Raw genomic sequence first — 16,244 nt, 5'->3', positions numbered from 1 at the left:
GGCGAGTCAACAGCCGATTTGGTGAAAAGGAGTATTGGGGTGTCGAGTACCGATGATGAACAACTGGTCGCGATGAAGGACTGGTGGGACCGCAATGGCAAGCCGCTGGTAACCGGTGGCCTGCTGGCGCTGGTCGTGGTGTTCGGCTGGCAAGCCTGGCAGAAATACCAGACCAACCAGTCGCAAGGCGCCTCGAACCTTTACCAGGCCCTGCTGGAGACTACCCTGACGCCAAGCGGCGAGCCCGACGCGGCCAAGGTTGCCGAGCTGTCCGGCAAACTCAAGAACGAATTCGGCGGCTCGGCCTATGCCCAGTACGCCAGCCTGTTCGTCGCCAAGGTAGCCGTCGAGAGCGGCAAGCTCGATGACGCCGCGGCCGAGCTGAAGCTTGTGATGGACAAGCCGGCCGACGCGACCCTGGGTGAGATCGCCCGTCAGCGCTTGGCCCGTGTGCTGGCCGCGCAGAAAAAGGTCGACGAAGCGCTGAAGCTGCTTGAAGGCGATGCCGACAAGGCGTTCCTGGCCAGCCGCGAAGAGCTCAAGGGCGACCTGCTGGTGCAACTGGGCCGCGCTGGCGATGCCCATGCCGCTTACGAAAAAGCCAAGGCTGCGCTGTCTGACGACGCCGCGATCGGTGGCCTGCAACTCAAGCTCGACGACCTGGCCAAAGGGGATGCGTGACGTGATCGGTTGGAAACATGCAGCAGTGCTGACCCTGGCCCTTCTGGCCGTGGGTTGCAGCAGCAACAGCAAAAAGGAATTGCCACCGGCCGAACTCACCAAGTTCACCGAAGAAGTGGTGCTGAAGAAGCAGTGGAGCCGTTCGATCGGTGACGGTCAGGGCGAAACCTTCAACATGCTGGTGCCGGCGATCGAAAACGACCGCATCTACGCCGCCGATGTTACCGGCGTGGTGATGGCGCTGGATCGCAGCAACGGCGACGTGGCCTGGAAGAAGGACCTCGAACTGCCAGTGTCCGGTGCCGTTGGCGTCGGTTACGGCATGGTCATGCTCGGCACCCTCAAGGGCGAAGTGATTGCCCTGGATGCCAGCACCGGTGAGGAGCGCTGGCGCTCGCGCGTTACCAGTGAAGTGCTGGCGCCACCAGCGACCAACGGTGACGTGGTGGTAGTACAGACCCAGGACGACCGCGTCATTGGCCTGGACGCCAGCACCGGCGACCGTCGCTGGATCTACGAAAGCACTCCGGCGGTACTGACCCTGCGCGGTACTGGCGCTCCAATCGTGACCAACCGTCTGGCCGTTGCTGGCCTTTCGACCGGTAAAGTGGTTGCCCTCGACACCCAGAACGGTGCACCGGTCTGGGAGCAGCGTGTGGCCATCCCGCAAGGTCGCTCGGAGCTCGACCGGGTTGTGGATATCGACGGCGGTCTGCTGCTGTCCGGCGGTACCCTGTACGTTTCCAGCTACCAGGGCCGCGTTGCCGGCCTGGACCTGGAGAGCGGCCGGTTGCTGTGGCAGCGTGATGCTTCCAGCTACACCGGTGTGGCCCAGGGCTTCGGTAACGTCTACGTGAGCCTGGCTTCGGGCACTGTGGAAGGCATCGACGAGCGCTCGTCCAGCGCCCTGTGGAGCAACGATTCGCTGGCACGCCGCCAGCTGTCGGCGCCGGAAGTGTTCTCCAGCTACGTAGCGGTGGGTGACCTGGAAGGCTACCTGCACCTGCTCAGCCAGGTCGATGGTCGTTTCGTCGGTCGTGAGCGTATCGACAGCGATGGCCTGCGCGCCCGTCCGCTGGTGGTGGGTGACACCATCTATGTGTACGGCAACAGCGGCAAGCTCGAGGCGCTGACCATCCGCTGAGGCTATGCTTGAGGCCATGCCGGCCTCGGGCTGCGGCACTTCGGGTGCCGCTCGAACTCCGGCCGCTGCAGTGCAGCGGCCTTTGTATTTTTCGAATTTATGAAGTGGAGAGCCGAATGGTTCCCGTAATCGCCCTGGTGGGCCGACCGAACGTCGGTAAATCCACCATGTTCAACCGCCTGACCAGGACCCGCGACGCTATTGTCGGCGACCTGTCCGGGCTGACCCGAGACCGCCAGTACGGTGAAGCACGCTGGCAAGGCCGTTCGTACATCCTGGTCGACACCGGTGGTATTTCCGGTGACGAGGAAGGCATGGACGAGAAAATGGCCGAGCAGTCGCTGCTGGCCATTGAAGAAGCCGATGTGGTCTTGTTCCTGGTCGATGCCCGCGCCGGTCTGACCGCCGCCGACCAGATGATTTCCGAGCACCTGCGCAAGCGCAACAAACGCTCGTTCCTGGTTGCCAACAAGATCGACAACATCGATCCGCTGGCCGCCATCGCCGAATTTTCGCCACTGGGCATGGGGAACGCCATTGGTGTTGCCGGCGCCCAGGGCCGTGGCGTCAACAACCTGCTGGAAGCTGTACTCAGCGACTTCCCGCGGGACAAGGACGAGGAAGAGATCGACACCGACGTCGCTGAAGGCGAGGAAGCGGTGCGTATCCCTGGCCCGAGCGAAAAAGACGGGATCAAGATCGCCATCATCGGCCGGCCTAACGTCGGCAAGTCGACCCTGGTCAACCGCATGCTCGGTGAAGAACGGGTCATCGTCTATGACCAGCCCGGCACCACCCGCGACAGTATCTACATTCCCTTCGAGCGTAACGAAGAGAAATACACCCTGATCGACACCGCCGGGGTGCGCAAGCGCGGCAAGATCCACGAAGAAGTCGAGAAGTTCTCCGTGGTCAAGACCCTGCAGGCGATCAAGGACGCCAACGTGGTGATCTTCGTCATGGACGCCCGCGAAGGCGTGGTCGACCATGACCTGAACCTGCTGGGCTTTGCCCTGGAAGCCGGTCGCGCCATCGTTATCGCCCTGAACAAGTGGGACGGCATGCAGCCGAGCGAGCGCGACTACGTGAAGACCGAGCTGGAACGCCGGCTGTTCTTCGTCGACTTCGCCGACATCCACTTCATCTCGGCGCTGCACGGCACTGGCGTGGGTAACCTGTACCAGTCGGTGCAGAACTCGTTCAAGTCGGCGGTCACCCGCTGGCCGACCAGCCGCCTGACCCAGATCCTCGAAGATGCGGTCAGCGAGCACCAGCCGCCGATGGTCAACAGCCGCCGGATCAAGCTGCGCTATGCCCACCTCGGTGGCGCCAACCCGCCGATCATCGTGATCCACGGCAACCAGGTCGAGAAGGTACCCAAGTCCTACTCGCGCTACCTGGAAAACACCTACCGCCGCGTGCTCAAGCTGGTCGGTACGCCGATCCGCATCGAGTACAAGGGCAGTGACAACCCGTATGAAGGCAACAAGAACACGCTGACCGACCGCCAGGTCAACAAGAAGCGTCGCTTGATGTCGCACCACAAGAAAGCCGAGAAGAAGCGTAAAGACAAGCGCTAGAAGCATCGCGGGGCAAGCCCGCTCCTACGGGAGCGGGTTTGACCGGCGATTGGCCTGCGACCGTAACAACCTTTTTCCTGACTGATCAATCCGCTATGCTCGGTCCCAGACCGCGCCGCCTCGAGCCGGATAGTGCTGCAGGAAAGAGGGCTCCATGATCAGTAGCAAGTTGCCGAACGTCGGCACTACCATCTTTACCACCATGTCCCAGCTCGCCGCGCAAACCGGCGCCTTGAACCTGTCCCAGGGTTTCCCCGATTTCAACGGCCCGCAAGCATTGCTCGATGCGGTCGGCCGGCATGTCAGTGCCGGGCACAACCAGTACAGCCCCATGACCGGCTTGCCGGCCTTGCGCCAGCAGGTGGCGAACAAGATCGCCCGCAGCTATGGCGTCAGCGTCGATGCCGAGCATGAAGTGACCATCACCCCGGGTGCCACCGAAGCGATCTTCTGCGCCATCCATGCAGTGATCCGCGCAGGCGACGAGGTCATCGTCTTCGATCCCAGTTACGACAGCTATGAGCCCTCGGTAGAGCTGGCCGGCGGGCGTTGCGTGCATGTGCAACTGAGCGACGGCGAGTTTGCCATCGACTGGCAGAAGCTCACCGACGCCCTCAGCCCGCGTACGCGGATGATCATCCTCAACTCGCCGCACAACCCTAGCGGCGCCTTGATCAGCCGAGATGATCTGGACAAGCTGGCGCTGTTGATCGCCGACCGCGATATCTACCTGATCAGCGACGAAGTCTACGAGCACCTGGTGTTCGACGGTGTACAGCACGCCAGCGTATTGGCCCACGAGGCGCTGTATCAGCGTGCATTCGTGGTCAGCTCGTTCGGCAAGACCTACCACGTCACTGGCTGGAAAACCGGTTATGTGGTGGCGCCAGCGGCGCTCAGCGCCGAGCTGCGCAAGGTCCACCAGTACGTCAACTTCTGCGGCGTGACCCCGCTGCAATGGGCGCTGGCCGATTTCATGGCCGCGCACCCCGAGCACGTCGAAGAGCTGCCGGCCTTTTACCAGGCCAAGCGCGACCTGTTCTGCCAGTTGCTGGGCTCTTCGCGTTTTCAGTTCAAGCCCACCCCAGGCACGTACTTCCAGTTGGTGGATTATTCGCACATTCGCCCGGATTTGAACGACGTCGAGATGTCGCTGTGGCTGACCCGCGAGCATGGCGTGGCGACCATTCCGGTGTCGGTGTTCTACCAGCAACCCATCCCCGCGCAGCGCCTGGTGCGCCTGTGCTTTGCCAAACGCGAGGAGACGCTGCGTCAGGCAGCGGAAAAACTATGCGCGATCTGAGTAGCCTGCCCAACCTGAACATTGCGTTGGTGCAGACCAGCCTGGCCTGGCACGACCGCCTGGCCAACTACGAGCATTTCGAAGGCCTGCTGGAACAGGCTCGTGGCGCCGACCTGATCATCCTCCCGGAGATGTTCACCACTGGTTTTTCCATGGACTCCGAAAGCCTCGCCGAGCCCGAGAACGGCCCGACCTACAAGTGGCTCAAGAGCCAGGCCAAGAAGCTTGATGCAGTGGTTACCGGCAGCGTGATCATCCAGGCTGCCGACGGCAGCCACCGCAACCGCTTGCTGTGGGCGCGGCCCGATGGCGAGATCCTGTACTACGACAAGCGCCACCTGTTTCGCATGGCCGGCGAGCACAAGCACTACACCCCGGGCGAACGCCAGGTGCAGTTCGAGCTCAAGGGCTGGCGGGTACGGCCGCTGATCTGCTACGACCTGCGCTTCCCGGTGTGGAGCCGCGATGCCCAGGACACTGACCTGCTGTTGTACACCGCCAACTGGCCGGCCGCCCGCCGCCAGCACTGGAACCGCTTGTTGCCGGCGCGGGGCATCGAGAACCTGTGTTATGTCGCCGCGGTGAACCGCGTGGGCACCGACGGCAAGGGCTTTGCCTATACCGGCGACAGCCAGGTGCTGGATTTTCAGGGCGAGAGCCTGCTCAGTGCAGGCGAGGCGGACGGGGTGTTTACCGTGGTGCTCAGTGCGGCAGACCTGGCGGCCTATCGCACGCGGTTTCCGGCCAATCTGGATGCCGATACCTTCGAGCTGCATTGACCCTCATCGCAGGTCAAGCCGCTCCCACACCAAACCTGTAGGAGCGGGCTTGACCCGCGATGAGGCCCTCAAGGCTTAGTACACATCCCGCCGATACCGCCCCAGCTCGATCAACCGCTCAACCTCGACAGCCCCGAGCACCTCGTTAAGTACCTCATCAACGCCACTGGCCATGCCCTGCAAACTGCCGCAGATATAGATCGATGCACCCTGGTCGAGCCAGCGTCGCAGTTCTGTCGCCTGCTCGCGCAAACGGTCCTGCACGTAGACCTTGTGGCTCTGATCGCGGGAAAAGGCCAGCTCCAGCCGGGCCAGATCGCCGCTGCGCTGCCAGCCTTGCAGTTCATCCCCACAGAGGAAGTCATAGGCCTGGTTGCGTTCACCGAACAGCAGCCAGTTGCTGCGCTCGCCGGCCACAATGCGGCCCTTGAGCAGGCTGCGCAGCCCGGCTAGCCCGGTTCCGTTGCCGATCAGGATCATCGGCGTGGCCGGCGCCGGCAGGTGGAAACCACTGTTGCGGCGCAAGCGCAGGCTGACACTGTTATCCACAGACAGATGCTCGGTCAGCCAGCCTGAACCCAGGCCGAGGCTGCCGTCAGGGTGGCGTTCCTGGCGCACGATCAGCTCCAGCACGCCGTCACTGGCGATCGAGGCAATCGAGTATTCCCGTGCTGCCAGCGGGATCAATGCATCGACCAATGCTTGCGCATGCAGGCCGACCAGGTGCTCACGGCTCTTGGGTAACTGCCGACTGGCCAGGGCTTGCAACAGGCTCTCTTGCAGGCCATCGACCTGCACGGGTGTTTCGCCATCAAGGCCCAGGCCCTTGAGAAACTGCTCAAGACTGTGGGCACTGTTACGCGGCAGGATCTCCACCAGGTCTCCAGCTTCCCACTGCGCAGGTTGCTCAGGCCTGAGGCCGAGCAGATACACCGCCGAACCCTGACTGCCCGGGTTCATCAGTTCGCGACTGATCAAGGTCCAGTTGGCAAATTCGGGTGCCTGCCAGGCCGCTGGTGGCGCGCTGCCAGTCAGTTGTGCGAGCTGTTGTTGCCAGTGTTGCAGGGCCGCAGGGTCAGCGCTGTCGACTTCAACCGGGGCGAAGGCGCTGGTGGCGCCGCGTTCGCCGAGCCAGGCCTGCAAGCGCCGGGCAAAGCCGCAGAAGTGCGGGTACTGGCGGTCGCCCAGGGCCAGCAGGGCATAGTTGAGGTTGCCCAGCGCCCAAGGCTGTCCAAGCACCTTGCGCTCGAAAGCGCGAGCGCTGTCGGGGGCTTCGCCGTCGCCGAAGGTACTGACCACGAACAGCGCTTGCCGAGCCTGGTTGAGGTCCTGTTCGGTCAGCTCAGCCAGGGAGCGGACCTGTACCGCGACGCCGGCAGCCTGCAGTTGCCCGGCGCTTTGCCAAGCCAGTTGCTCGGCAAAGCCGCTCTGGCTGGCAAAGCCCACCAGCCAGCCGTGGTCCTGCCCGTTCAACGGCGCGAAGTTACCTCGCGCGGCACGCACCTGGCGCTTTTTACGGCGGCGATCGAGGTACAACAGCCAGCCGGTGACGAAGAACAGCGGCATGGTCAGACTGGCGATGGTCACCACAATGCGCCCGGTCAGGCCAAAGTAGCTGCCCACGTGCAGGGCGTAGACGCTGGCCAGCAGTTGCGCCTTGAACGACTTGTCGGCATAGCGCTCGTTGCTCTTCACCTGGCCTGTGGCCGGGTCCAGGTTGAGGGTGTTGAGGGCGCGCTCGTGTTCGGCGCCTTCAAGCAGATAAAAGATCATCGCCGGTTGCCCGCCAGCTGGCGGCAGGCGCAGGTTGTAGCTGCTCATACCGGGGCCGGCGGCAGCTTGCAGGCTGGCCCAGACGGCGTCGTAGTCGACCACCAGCGGCTTGGCGTCTTTACCTGCGCCACCTCCAGGACGTCCGCCGCGGCCTTCGCCGCGCTTGTGTTGCTGGCCAGCGGCCGGGCTGTCGGCGAGCAGTTTGTTCAGGCCTTCGCGGTACCACTCGTAGCTCCAGAACAGGCCGGTGAGGGCAAACAGCAGGTAGAACAGCAGGCACCAGGTACCGGCCACGGCGTGCAGGTCCCAGTTGAAGGCGCGGCCTTTCTTGGCCCAGTCCAGGGTCAGCCAGGTCCGCCAATTCAGCGCCTTGCGCGGCCAGCGCAGATACAGGCCGGACAGGCAGAAGAAAATCAGCATCAAGGTACAGGCGCCGGTGATCTGCCGGCCGGTGTCGCCCATGGCCAGAAAACGGTGCAGTTGCAGCATCAGGTCGAAAAAGCCCTGGCCGGCGACGTCGCCCTGCAGCTTGCCGGTGTAAGGGTCGGCATAGCGCATCAAGCCCCGGCGTTCGCCCGGGGGAGGGGTGAAGAAGACCCGCGCCGCCTTGTCGTTGTCGGCCTGGACCCAGAGCATGGCGACCTTGTCACCCTGTTCGGCCTCGATCCTGCGCACCAGCTCGGGCATTGGCAGCACGCCTTCCTGGCGTACTTCGACGGTGAGCACATCAGGGTTGAACAGCTCCAGCAGCTCATCCTGGAACGACCAGATGGCACCGGTAATGCCCATCAGTGCCAGCACCAGGCCTGCGGTAATACCGAAGAACCAGTGCAGTTGAAACAGGGATTTCTTCACCACATCAATCACCTTGTCGTGTCGCAAATGCGAATGCGACGCACATTATGCCTTGATACACAAAAGCCCCGTTCACCTAAATGAACGGGGCTTGCCAGTCAGCTCACTCAGAAGTGGAAGCTGGTGGTCAGCAGGGCAGTGCGCCCGGCGGCCTGGTTGGCGTAGTGGGCAGCGTAGGCTTTGTCGTAGTACACCTCGTTGGTGAGGTTTTGTACGTTCAACTGCAGGTCGACGTTCTTGGTCAGCTTGTAGCTGGCCATAGCGTCGTAACGCCAGTAGGAATCGACCATCACGGTGTTGTTGACGTTGCCGAACACGTCATCGACGTAGAAGGCACCGCCGCCGACGGTCAGTTTCGGCGTGACGTTGTAGGTAGTCCACAAGGTCAGGCTGTTGTTCGGCGTGTTGGGCATCTGGTTGTCGTTGTTCGGGCTGTCGACAAACACGCCGCCGACGTTCTGCTTGCCCCCATCGATCAGCTTGGCATCCATGTAGGTGTAGCCGGCGAAGACCTGCCAGTCGTTGGTCAGCTTGCCGGTGGCGGTCAGTTCCAGACCGTCAACCCGGCTCTTGCCGACGTTCTCGTAAGTGTTGGTGCTGACCAGAACACGAGCGTTCTCTTTTTCGGTACGGAAGATTGCTGCGGTGAGGGCCAGGCGTTCGTCCAGCAGGTTCCACTTGGTGCCGATTTCGTAGTTGGTGGTTTCTTCCGGCTTCAGGTCACTGGTGGTGGTGGCGGTCAGCAATGGATTGCCGTCGCTGCCTTCACCGAGCGATGCACCGGCGGGGGTCGCCGAAGTCGCGTAGGAAATGTACACGCTACCATTCTCGGCCGGCTTCCAGGTCAGGCCCAGCTGGCCGGTGACGAACTCGCTGGTGTCTTCGGTCTTGAAGCTGGTTGCGCCGCTGGCGATTTTGGTTTTGGCTTTGGTATCGAAGTGGTCGTAACGCAGGCCCATGGTCAGCAGCCAGGCCGGGTCCAGTTCCAGGGTGTCGGTCAGGTAGATGGCGCGGGTGTTGCTGGTGGTATCGGCGCCAGCCAGAGTGCGGCTAACGGTGCCATCCCAGGCTTCGTTCGGGTTCGGATCGGTGAACGAGGTGCAGACTCCGGAGATCTGTCCGGTGGCGCTGCTGCAGTTGCCCGAGGCAAAGCCGGTGACGTTGTAGCCGGTCTTGACCGAGGCTTCGCGGCTCAGTTCGATACCGGTCGAGAAGTTGTTCTTGAAGCCGCCGATGTAGACCTCGCCGAACAGGTCGGTCTGGTTGGTGGTGGTGCGGGTGTTGGCCACGCGGTTGTTCGGACGGCGCCAGACTTCACCGTTGAGGATGTTGCCCTTGCTGTCGTCCGGCTGGCTAAAGATGTAGTCCTGCAGGGTGTTGCCATGGCGCAGGGTGTTCTTGATCGTCAGCGCATCGCTCAGGTCGTGCTCGAGGGCGATGGTGGTGATGTCGGCGCGGCTCTTGTAGAAGTCGCGGCCGACCAGGCCATAGAAGTTGTCGCTGTCACCGCCATCGGTCGGTTTGTCCGGGTTGGCCGAAGTGCGGTTGGCGGAGCTGCCGGATTTCAGGCTGTAGGGGATGCCCGAGTCAGGCAGGTCATCGCTCTCCATGTGGTAGTAGTCCAGGCTCAGGCGGGTGTCGGTACCCAGGCCGAAGACCAGCGACGGTGCCACGCCCCAACGGTCGTAGTTGACCTCGTCGCGGCCGGCGACGTTGCTTTCGTGGCTCATCAGGTTAAGGCGGAACGCGGCGGTGTCGAGGAACTGATAGTTGCCATCGAAGGTGTAGCGTTTGGTCTGGTCCGATCCCCAGGTGAAGGCACCATCGGTGGAGTTGCCCAAGTGCGCGCGCTTGCTCACCAGGTTGATGGTGCCGCCTGCTGCGCCGCGGCCACCGATGGCCGAGTTGGGGCCCTTGGCCACTTCGACCGATTCGATGGCGAAGATTTCCCGGGTTTGCGAGCCGGTGTCGCGAACGCCATCCAGGTACATCGAGCTCTGCGAGTCGAAACCGCGAATGAACGGACGGTCGCCGGACGGGTTGCCACCTTCGCCGGCACCCATGGTGATGCCCGGCACGGTACGCAGGGCGTCCTGCAGGTTAAGGGCGTTGGTGTCCTTGATCACTTGCTGGGGGACCACCGTCACTGTGCGCGGAACATCTACCAGCGGCGCGGTGTACTTCTGCGAAGACGCGCGTTCAACCTTGTAGTCAGTGCTGGCGGTTTCGGCCTGGCCGGTGACGCTGGTGGCATCCAGGGCGATGGCACCGTCCTTGGCAGGCTCGGCATCGGCGGCAAATGCCAGGTGCCCGGCGGAGGTCGCGGTGAGCGCTACACCAATGGCGCAGGTGAGCAAGCGTGGTGAACTGACAGCGGTTGGCACGTAGTGACGCGGCATGGTGGTCCCCTTCCCCAGGTTTTTAGGCCGCGAAATATAATGTAAACAAATATGAGTAACAATTGAGAAGAATTGCTATTTGTGCGGAATTTACAATCTTTACAATTTGTGACTGGCGGTTTTTCCGTGCTGAAACGTCCCACCTGCCGAAAGGGCTTGTAGAGAGTCAATGGGAATCAATACCATTGACGTCTTTCACCTTCAGGTGCCCGCGCCATGCTGCTACATATTTCCGGCCTGTTTTCCACCGAGGAGGTCCAGCGTATTCGCCAGGCGCTGGAGCAGACTGAATGGGCCGATGGCAAGATTACCGCGGGCTACCAGTCGGCCAAGGCCAAGCACAACCTGCAGCTGCCCGAAGGCCATCCACTGGCCAAGGAAATCGGTACGGCGCTGATCGAACGCCTGTGGCAGCACCCGCAATTCATGTCGGCGGCTTTGCCGCACAAGGTGTTCCCGCCGCTGATCAACTGCTATCGCGAAGGCGGCAATTTTGGCTTTCATATCGACAACGCCCTGCGCCAGCCCCGTGGAAGCCACGAGCGGGTGCGCACCGATCTGTCCTCGACACTGTTTTTGAGCAATCCCGAGGACTACGACGGTGGTGAGCTGGTGATTCAGGATACTTTTGGCGTACAGCAGGTGAAGCTGGCGGCAGGGGACCTGGTGCTGTATCCAGGCACCAGCCTGCACAAGGTCAACCCGGTGACCCGCGGCGCGCGTTACGCGGCGTTCTTCTGGACCCAGAGCCTGGTGCGCGAAGACAGCCAGCGCGCGCTGCTGTACGAGATGGATAACGCCATCCAGCAACTGGGCGCCGATGTGCCGGATCACCCGGCGCTGATCCAGTTGACCGGCACCTACCACAACCTGTTGCGCCGCTGGGTCGAGGTCTGAGCCATGACCTTCGCCTTGCGCAATCGCCAGGAGCTGGACAGCGAACAGTTCGCCCAGATGCTCGAACACAGCCCGGCCAAGGCGGCCCAGGCACTGCTGGCTGCAGCCGGGCAGGACATTGTCGAGGCGCAGGTGCTGCTTGGGCAGATCCTTCTTGACGGTCGCGGCATCGAGAAAGACCCGGTTCTGGCCCGGCGCTGGTTCGCGATTGCCGCCAGCCGTGGCAGCGCTATGGCGCACAACATGCTCGGGCGCTGCCAGGAGCATGGCTGGGGAGGAGGGGCTGATGTGTCGGCTGCGGCCAGGGCCTATTGCCAGGCTGCTGAAATGGGGCTGGACTGGGGCCTGTACAACTACGCCAACTTGCTGGCTACTGGCCGTGGGGTGGCTCAGAACCATCCCTTGGCATTGCTCTGCTATCGACAGGCCGCACACCTGGGCCATGCCAAGTCGATGAACCTTTATGGGCGTTATCTGGAGCAGGGACTGGCCTGTGAGCGGGACGTTGGCCAGGCGCAAGAATGGTATCGCCGCTCTGCCGAGGCGGGTGATTTTCGCGGGCAATTCAGCTATGCCACGGTGTTGGTCGAGAGCAATCAGCTTGATGCAGCATTAGTCTGGTTCGACACCGCGCTGCGAGGCGGCAATCTGAATTTCCTGCGCAGTAGCGTCTGCACCCTGCGGCAGGTTCAGGATGAGCGCTTGCTGCCTGTCCTGCGAGCCTATGAGCAACGGCTGACGTTCATGCAACTTCACCCTTAGCAAAGCCTTCGACGACTTTCCAGGGAATCAATGCAGCCTGCCCTGCTCACGACGGAACGCCCAAGCTCAATGTGCCTGCCCGATATTTTAAAGGACTTGAGAATGGTGGATCTTGTTGATAAATCGTTTATCGCTACCCTGTATTCAACCAAATCCGGCCGTTCAGGACAGGTTGGCATCAGTGCACAACGTACCGAATTTGATTTTGCAGAAAGTGGCTGGCTACAGATAGGGGGGCATGGGCTGCGGGTACGGCCGATCGATTTTCATTTTCAGTTCGTTGAAGATCAAGGTGACCGGATTCATTACGACATTACCTGCGCATCCAGGGTCGATGGTTACCTGGGGAAGAAGCTGGGCAGAAGTAGTGGGGGCTATCTCGGCTTGTACGGTAAAAATGAAATTACCTTCTTCTGGAAAGTTCAGCCGCACGCAGAGTGGTACGGTCAGCAAGAACGCCACTTCATCCTGCGTGACTATGAGGGGCACGAGATAAAGAGCTACTACAACAATCGGGATGGCGACAGGTATTTGAATGCATATGAAGGTGCGCCATTGAGCTTCGCGGTCAGGATTAAGGACGTCCTGTAGACCGTGCTCACGCATTGATAACCCCGATCACGCAGATGATGACCAGGGGAGCCCGGGGGCAATGATGCCCCCGGTTTTTTGTGTTACAGGTAGTAGGCCTTCAGCGGCGGGAAGCCATTGAACTCCACCGCGCTGTAGCTGGTGGTGTAGGCGCCGGTCGACAGCCAGTACAGGCGGTCGCCGATGGCCAGGTTCAGCGGCAGGCCGTATTTGTAGTGCTCGTACATGATGTCGGCGCTGTCGCAGGTGGGGCCGGCGATCACTACTTCTTCCATCTCGCCTTTCTTCTCGGTCCAGATCGGGAACTTGATCGACTCGTCCATGGTTTCGATCAGGCCGGAGAACTTGCCGACATCGGTGTACACCCAGCGCTCGACGGCGGTACGCGATTTACGCGCCACCAGCACCACTTCACTGACCAGGATGCCGGCGTTGGCGATCAGCGAACGGCCTGGCTCGAGGATGATTTCTGGCAGGTCGTCACCGAAGTCTTCCTTGAGGAAGCGGATGATTTCCTCGGCGTAGGTTTCCAGGCTGTTGGTGCGGGTGATGTAGTTGGCCGGGAAGCCGCCACCCATGTTGATCAGCTTGAGCTCGATGCCGTCTTCTTCTTTCAGGCGCTCGAAGATCACCTTCACTTTGGCGATGGCTGCATCCCAGACGCTGATGTCGCGCTGTTGCGAGCCCACATGGAACGACACGCCGTAAGGCACCAGGCCCAGGTCGCGGGCGAGGATCAACAGGTCCATGGCCATGTCGGTCTGGCAGCCGAACTTGCGCGACAGTGGCCAGTCGGCGGTGGTCGAGCCTTCGGTGAGGATGCGTACGTAGACTTTCGAGCCCGGGGCGGCCTTGGCGATGTTGCGCAGGTCGGCTTCGGAGTCGGTGGCGTACAGGCGCACGCCCTTCTCGTAGAAGTAGCGGATGTCCTTGGACTTCTTGATGGTGTTGCCGTAGCTGATGCGATCGGCGCTGACACCGCGGCCCATCACTTTGTCCAGCTCGTAGATCGAGGCGATGTCGAAGCTCGAGCCTTTTTCCTTGAGCAGGTCGATGATCTCAACGGCCGGGTTGGCCTTGACCGCGTAGTAGACCTTGGCGAATTCGAAACCGGCGCGCAGGTCGTCGTAGGCCTGGCTGATCATCTGCGTGTCGATGAGCACGAACGGGGTTTCTTGCTTGTCGGCGAAGGCCTTCATTTTCTGGAAGGTATCGCGCGCGAAGTAGTCTTCGACCTGAATCGACATGCTTAGGGACTCCATGGGCAAACTGAAAAAATAAGTGGCTGCAACTGAACGTCCTCCGTATCCCCACTTTGGTTCGCCTACTTCCCAAGGCATGTCGCCGAAAGCAAAAAGGTCAACCGTGCGTGATGAAGCGAGCTACGGGTGACCTTGCTGTCTCGTCGTCAGTACTTGAGCCGGATGGATCGTTTCCAGCATGGACGTTCGGCGCGAACTTTAGGACCTGAGGGGCTCGAGATCAACAAAAAATGTCGCGTTTTTGCACACGTCCGTCGCCCCGGGTTGGCCAGCCACTTTCTAACCGACCCAGGTAAACAGCAGATGTTCAATTTGATGACAAAAGCGTTAAAAATACCGGTATACGCCGGGATCTATCGTAGAACACGCAAATGGATGCAATAGTCAAAGTTGGTGGCGAAAGTACGGGAAAAGGCGGTAACTTTGGCGCGCTATGAAGTGACGGTGTAACCATGAATCGAAGGCTGGCCGTTCATATTTTTTTCCGCTCTGGCAGCCGATTATCTACACACATTTTCGTGATTTTTTTTCCGCTCGCACGCTTCGTCGGCAGTGGTGATCTTCGATTGCCGGCCTTAATAAGAAACATTACTATTCGCGCCATTCCTCATCGCCTGCGAAGAGCTGTGCATCGTGTCGCGACACAAAGGCTTTCTCGACCACTACCATGAGCTGATCGGCACCTGGACGCGCAAATTGCGCAGTCGTCAGCAGGCCGAGGACCTGGCGCATGATGCGTTTGTGCGGGTACTGGAAAATGACCAGGCGGGGGTCGAACAACCGCGCGCCTATTTGCACCAGACCGCACGCAACATTGCCGTGGACGGTTACCGCCGTGAAGACCGCCGCCAGGCCCTGGAGCAGGACGCGTTCGAGCCGGGCATCGACGCCAGCGGCGATCCCGAGGCCTACATGAATGCCGTGGAGCTGGCCGACAGCGTCGAACGGGCCTTGGCCGAACTGCCGCTCAACTGCCGGCGGGTGTTCATCTGGCAGAAGCTCGAAGGCCTGACCCAGGCCGAGATCGCCGAGCGCATGGGCTTGACCAAGAACATGGTCGAAAAGTATATGATCCGCACGCTCCGGCATCTGCGTGAGCACCTGGATGTGTCGACGAGATGAGTCAGGCGAATGTTTTCATGAATCAGCAGGCGTGCCCGTGCGGCAACGAGACCGTGCGCGAGCAGGCAGCCCAGTGGTTTGCCCGCAGCCGCGATGGCGCGCTGGCGCCGGCGCAACAGGGCGAGTTGCAGCGCTGGCTGGCCGAGCACTCGCAGCATCAAGCTGAATTCGATCTGCTGGGCACGCTCTGGGGCGCAGCCGGGCAGGTGCCGCGTGCGCGTCTCGAAGCGCTGTGCCAGGCCGATCCGCTCAGCCAGTTGCCGCGTCGACGCTTTGTTCGCCAGGCGCTGGCGGCCGGCGTCGCGACCCTGGCGCTGGGGTTGGGCTGGTTTGGCTGGCAGCAGCATCAACTTGATTACCAGGGCCAGCTGCAAACCGCCCTGGGCGAGCGGCGCCAACTCGACCTGCCGGATGGCTCACAGCTGGAGGTCAACGGTCGTACGCAACTGGTCGTGCAATTCAGCGCCGGTCAGCGGCATATCCAGTTGCGCCAGGGCGAGGTGATGTTCAGCGTCGCCCACGACAGCGCGCGGCCCTTTGTGGTCAGCACCGACAACGGCACGGTAACCGTGACCGGCACTCGTTTCGATGTGCGCCAGGACCCGGAGCAAACCCGTGTGGCGGTCGAAAACGGCTCGGTGCGGGTTGAAGGTCGCGATGCTTCCAAGGCTTTGCTGAGCGCAGGCCTGGGGGCGCATATCGATGCTCGCGGCCAGGTGACGGCTCCCTATGCGGTAGATACCGCAGCTGTGACCGCCTGGCGCAAGGGCAAGCTGGTGTTCAACGACGCGCCGCTCAGCGAGGTGGTCAAGGAAGTCTCGCGCTACCGCCAGCAGCCCCTGCGTGTCGCCCCCGGCAAAATTGCCGCGCTGCGCCTGAGCAGTACCTTCAACGCCGACGACACCGACGCCTTGCTGCGGGCGCTGCCGAGCATCCTGCCGGTGGCGATCAAGGCCCATGCCGACGGCTCCCGCGAAATAATCGCAAAATAAATTCAGGTTTTTTTCCAGTTGTTCGTCTTCCTGGCCAACTGCAACTGCCAAGCATTTCCATTTGCATGGCATTGACATTTATATGGACCCTCAGGACCTCTCGA

Annotated in this window: 13 protein-coding genes; 10 read left to right on the top strand and 3 right to left on the bottom strand. The window is 61.5% G+C overall.

Features of this window, described 5'->3' with window-relative positions; genetic code table 11:
- Positions 1-72 precede the first annotated feature (72 nt).
- The 5 genes from ACIOVF_RS12200 to ACIOVF_RS12180 all read left to right on the top strand — a co-directional run bounded on the left by ACIOVF_RS12200 (position 73) and on the right by ACIOVF_RS12180 (position 5,487).
- The gene (locus ACIOVF_RS12200) at positions 73-681 is read left to right on the top strand and encodes a tetratricopeptide repeat protein (protein WP_176470444.1); all 609 of its coding nucleotides are present in this window, start codon (positions 73-75) and stop codon (positions 679-681) included.
- Positions 674-1,825, top strand: coding sequence for an outer membrane protein assembly factor BamB (bamB, locus tag ACIOVF_RS12195; protein WP_045196225.1), 1,152 nt, complete (start codon positions 674-676; stop codon positions 1,823-1,825). The genes ACIOVF_RS12200 and bamB overlap by 8 nt, the downstream gene beginning before the upstream one ends.
- A gap of 116 nt (positions 1,826-1,941) precedes the next feature.
- Positions 1,942-3,405 (top strand): ribosome biogenesis GTPase Der, encoded by a 1,464-nt coding sequence (gene der, locus ACIOVF_RS12190; protein ID WP_045196227.1) that lies wholly within the window; start codon positions 1,942-1,944, stop codon positions 3,403-3,405.
- 154 nt (positions 3,406-3,559) lie between these two features.
- Complete coding sequence (locus ACIOVF_RS12185; protein WP_045196229.1) at positions 3,560-4,708, top strand: pyridoxal phosphate-dependent aminotransferase; 1,149 nt, start codon at positions 3,560-3,562, stop codon at positions 4,706-4,708.
- Entirely contained in the window at positions 4,696-5,487 is a 792-nt protein-coding gene (locus tag ACIOVF_RS12180) for an amidohydrolase (protein ID WP_213602364.1), read from the top strand. Before ACIOVF_RS12185 ends, ACIOVF_RS12180 begins: the two co-directional genes overlap by 13 nt.
- Positions 5,488-5,562: 75 nt before the next feature.
- On the opposite strand, the gene ACIOVF_RS12175 is transcribed toward ACIOVF_RS12180, so the two are convergent.
- Both ACIOVF_RS12175 and ACIOVF_RS12170 read right to left on the bottom strand, forming a co-directional pair.
- Positions 5,563-8,118, bottom strand: coding sequence for a sulfite reductase flavoprotein subunit alpha (locus tag ACIOVF_RS12175; RefSeq protein ID WP_045196590.1), 2,556 nt, complete (start codon positions 8,116-8,118; stop codon positions 5,563-5,565).
- Positions 8,119-8,222: 104 nt separating this feature from the next.
- Positions 8,223-10,514: a TonB-dependent receptor gene (locus ACIOVF_RS12170; RefSeq protein WP_401289672.1), complete on the bottom strand. Its 2,292-nt coding sequence runs from the start codon at positions 10,512-10,514 to the stop codon at positions 8,223-8,225.
- A 216-nt stretch (positions 10,515-10,730) separates the two neighbouring features.
- Between ACIOVF_RS12170 and ACIOVF_RS12165 the strand changes: the two genes are divergently transcribed.
- From ACIOVF_RS12165 to ACIOVF_RS12155, 3 genes are read left to right on the top strand one after another with little or no spacing between them, the layout of a single operon-like run.
- Positions 10,731-11,411, top strand: a complete 681-nt coding sequence (locus ACIOVF_RS12165) for a Fe2+-dependent dioxygenase (protein WP_195885710.1) — start codon at positions 10,731-10,733, stop codon at positions 11,409-11,411.
- Positions 11,412-11,414: 3 nt separating this feature from the next.
- Positions 11,415-12,173 (top strand): tetratricopeptide repeat protein, encoded by a 759-nt coding sequence (locus ACIOVF_RS12160; protein WP_045196238.1) that lies wholly within the window; start codon positions 11,415-11,417, stop codon positions 12,171-12,173.
- 30 nt (positions 12,174-12,203) lie between these two features.
- Positions 12,204-12,764 (top strand): hypothetical protein, encoded by a 561-nt coding sequence (locus ACIOVF_RS12155; protein WP_401289668.1) that lies wholly within the window; start codon positions 12,204-12,206, stop codon positions 12,762-12,764.
- Between the two features lie 83 nt (positions 12,765-12,847).
- On the opposite strand, the gene ACIOVF_RS12150 is transcribed toward ACIOVF_RS12155, so the two are convergent.
- The gene (locus tag ACIOVF_RS12150) at positions 12,848-14,011 is read right to left on the bottom strand and encodes a type III PLP-dependent enzyme (RefSeq protein ID WP_036993923.1); all 1,164 of its coding nucleotides are present in this window, start codon (positions 14,009-14,011) and stop codon (positions 12,848-12,850) included.
- 648 nt (positions 14,012-14,659) lie between these two features.
- Here ACIOVF_RS12150 and ACIOVF_RS12145 point away from each other — a divergent pair.
- Both ACIOVF_RS12145 and ACIOVF_RS12140 read left to right on the top strand, forming a co-directional pair.
- Positions 14,660-15,148 (top strand): RNA polymerase sigma factor, encoded by a 489-nt coding sequence (locus tag ACIOVF_RS12145; protein ID WP_045196243.1) that lies wholly within the window; start codon positions 14,660-14,662, stop codon positions 15,146-15,148.
- A 17-nt stretch (positions 15,149-15,165) separates the two neighbouring features.
- Entirely contained in the window at positions 15,166-16,140 is a 975-nt protein-coding gene (locus ACIOVF_RS12140; protein WP_401289663.1) for a FecR family protein, read from the top strand.
- Positions 16,141-16,244 lie beyond the last annotated feature (104 nt).

The organism is Pseudomonas sp. NPDC087612, from assembly GCF_044743505.1.
Classification (GTDB): Bacteria; Pseudomonadota; Gammaproteobacteria; order Pseudomonadales; family Pseudomonadaceae; genus Aquipseudomonas.
This window is presented reverse-complemented; position numbering and strand designations above follow the sequence as displayed.

Excerpts from the sequence above, each read along its gene's own strand:
- ACIOVF_RS12200 (WP_176470444.1), top strand. The coding sequence starts at position 73 with ATGAAGGACTGGTGGGACCGCAATGGCAAGCCGCTGGTAACCGGTGGC.
- bamB (WP_045196225.1), top strand. The coding sequence starts at position 674 with ATGCGTGACGTGATCGGTTGGAAACATGCAGCAGTGCTGACCCTGGCC.
- der (WP_045196227.1), top strand. The coding sequence starts at position 1,942 with ATGGTTCCCGTAATCGCCCTGGTGGGCCGACCGAACGTCGGTAAATCC.
- ACIOVF_RS12185 (WP_045196229.1), top strand. The coding sequence starts at position 3,560 with ATGATCAGTAGCAAGTTGCCGAACGTCGGCACTACCATCTTTACCACC.
- ACIOVF_RS12180 (WP_213602364.1), top strand. The coding sequence starts at position 4,696 with ATGCGCGATCTGAGTAGCCTGCCCAACCTGAACATTGCGTTGGTGCAG.
- ACIOVF_RS12170 (WP_401289672.1), bottom strand. The coding sequence starts at position 10,514 with ATGCCGCGTCACTACGTGCCAACCGCTGTCAGTTCACCACGCTTGCTC.
- ACIOVF_RS12165 (WP_195885710.1), top strand. The coding sequence starts at position 10,731 with ATGCTGCTACATATTTCCGGCCTGTTTTCCACCGAGGAGGTCCAGCGT.
- ACIOVF_RS12160 (WP_045196238.1), top strand. The coding sequence starts at position 11,415 with ATGACCTTCGCCTTGCGCAATCGCCAGGAGCTGGACAGCGAACAGTTC.
- ACIOVF_RS12155 (WP_401289668.1), top strand. The coding sequence starts at position 12,204 with ATGCAGCCTGCCCTGCTCACGACGGAACGCCCAAGCTCAATGTGCCTG.
- ACIOVF_RS12150 (WP_036993923.1), bottom strand. The coding sequence starts at position 14,011 with ATGTCGATTCAGGTCGAAGACTACTTCGCGCGCGATACCTTCCAGAAA.
- ACIOVF_RS12140 (WP_401289663.1), top strand. The coding sequence starts at position 15,166 with ATGAATCAGCAGGCGTGCCCGTGCGGCAACGAGACCGTGCGCGAGCAG.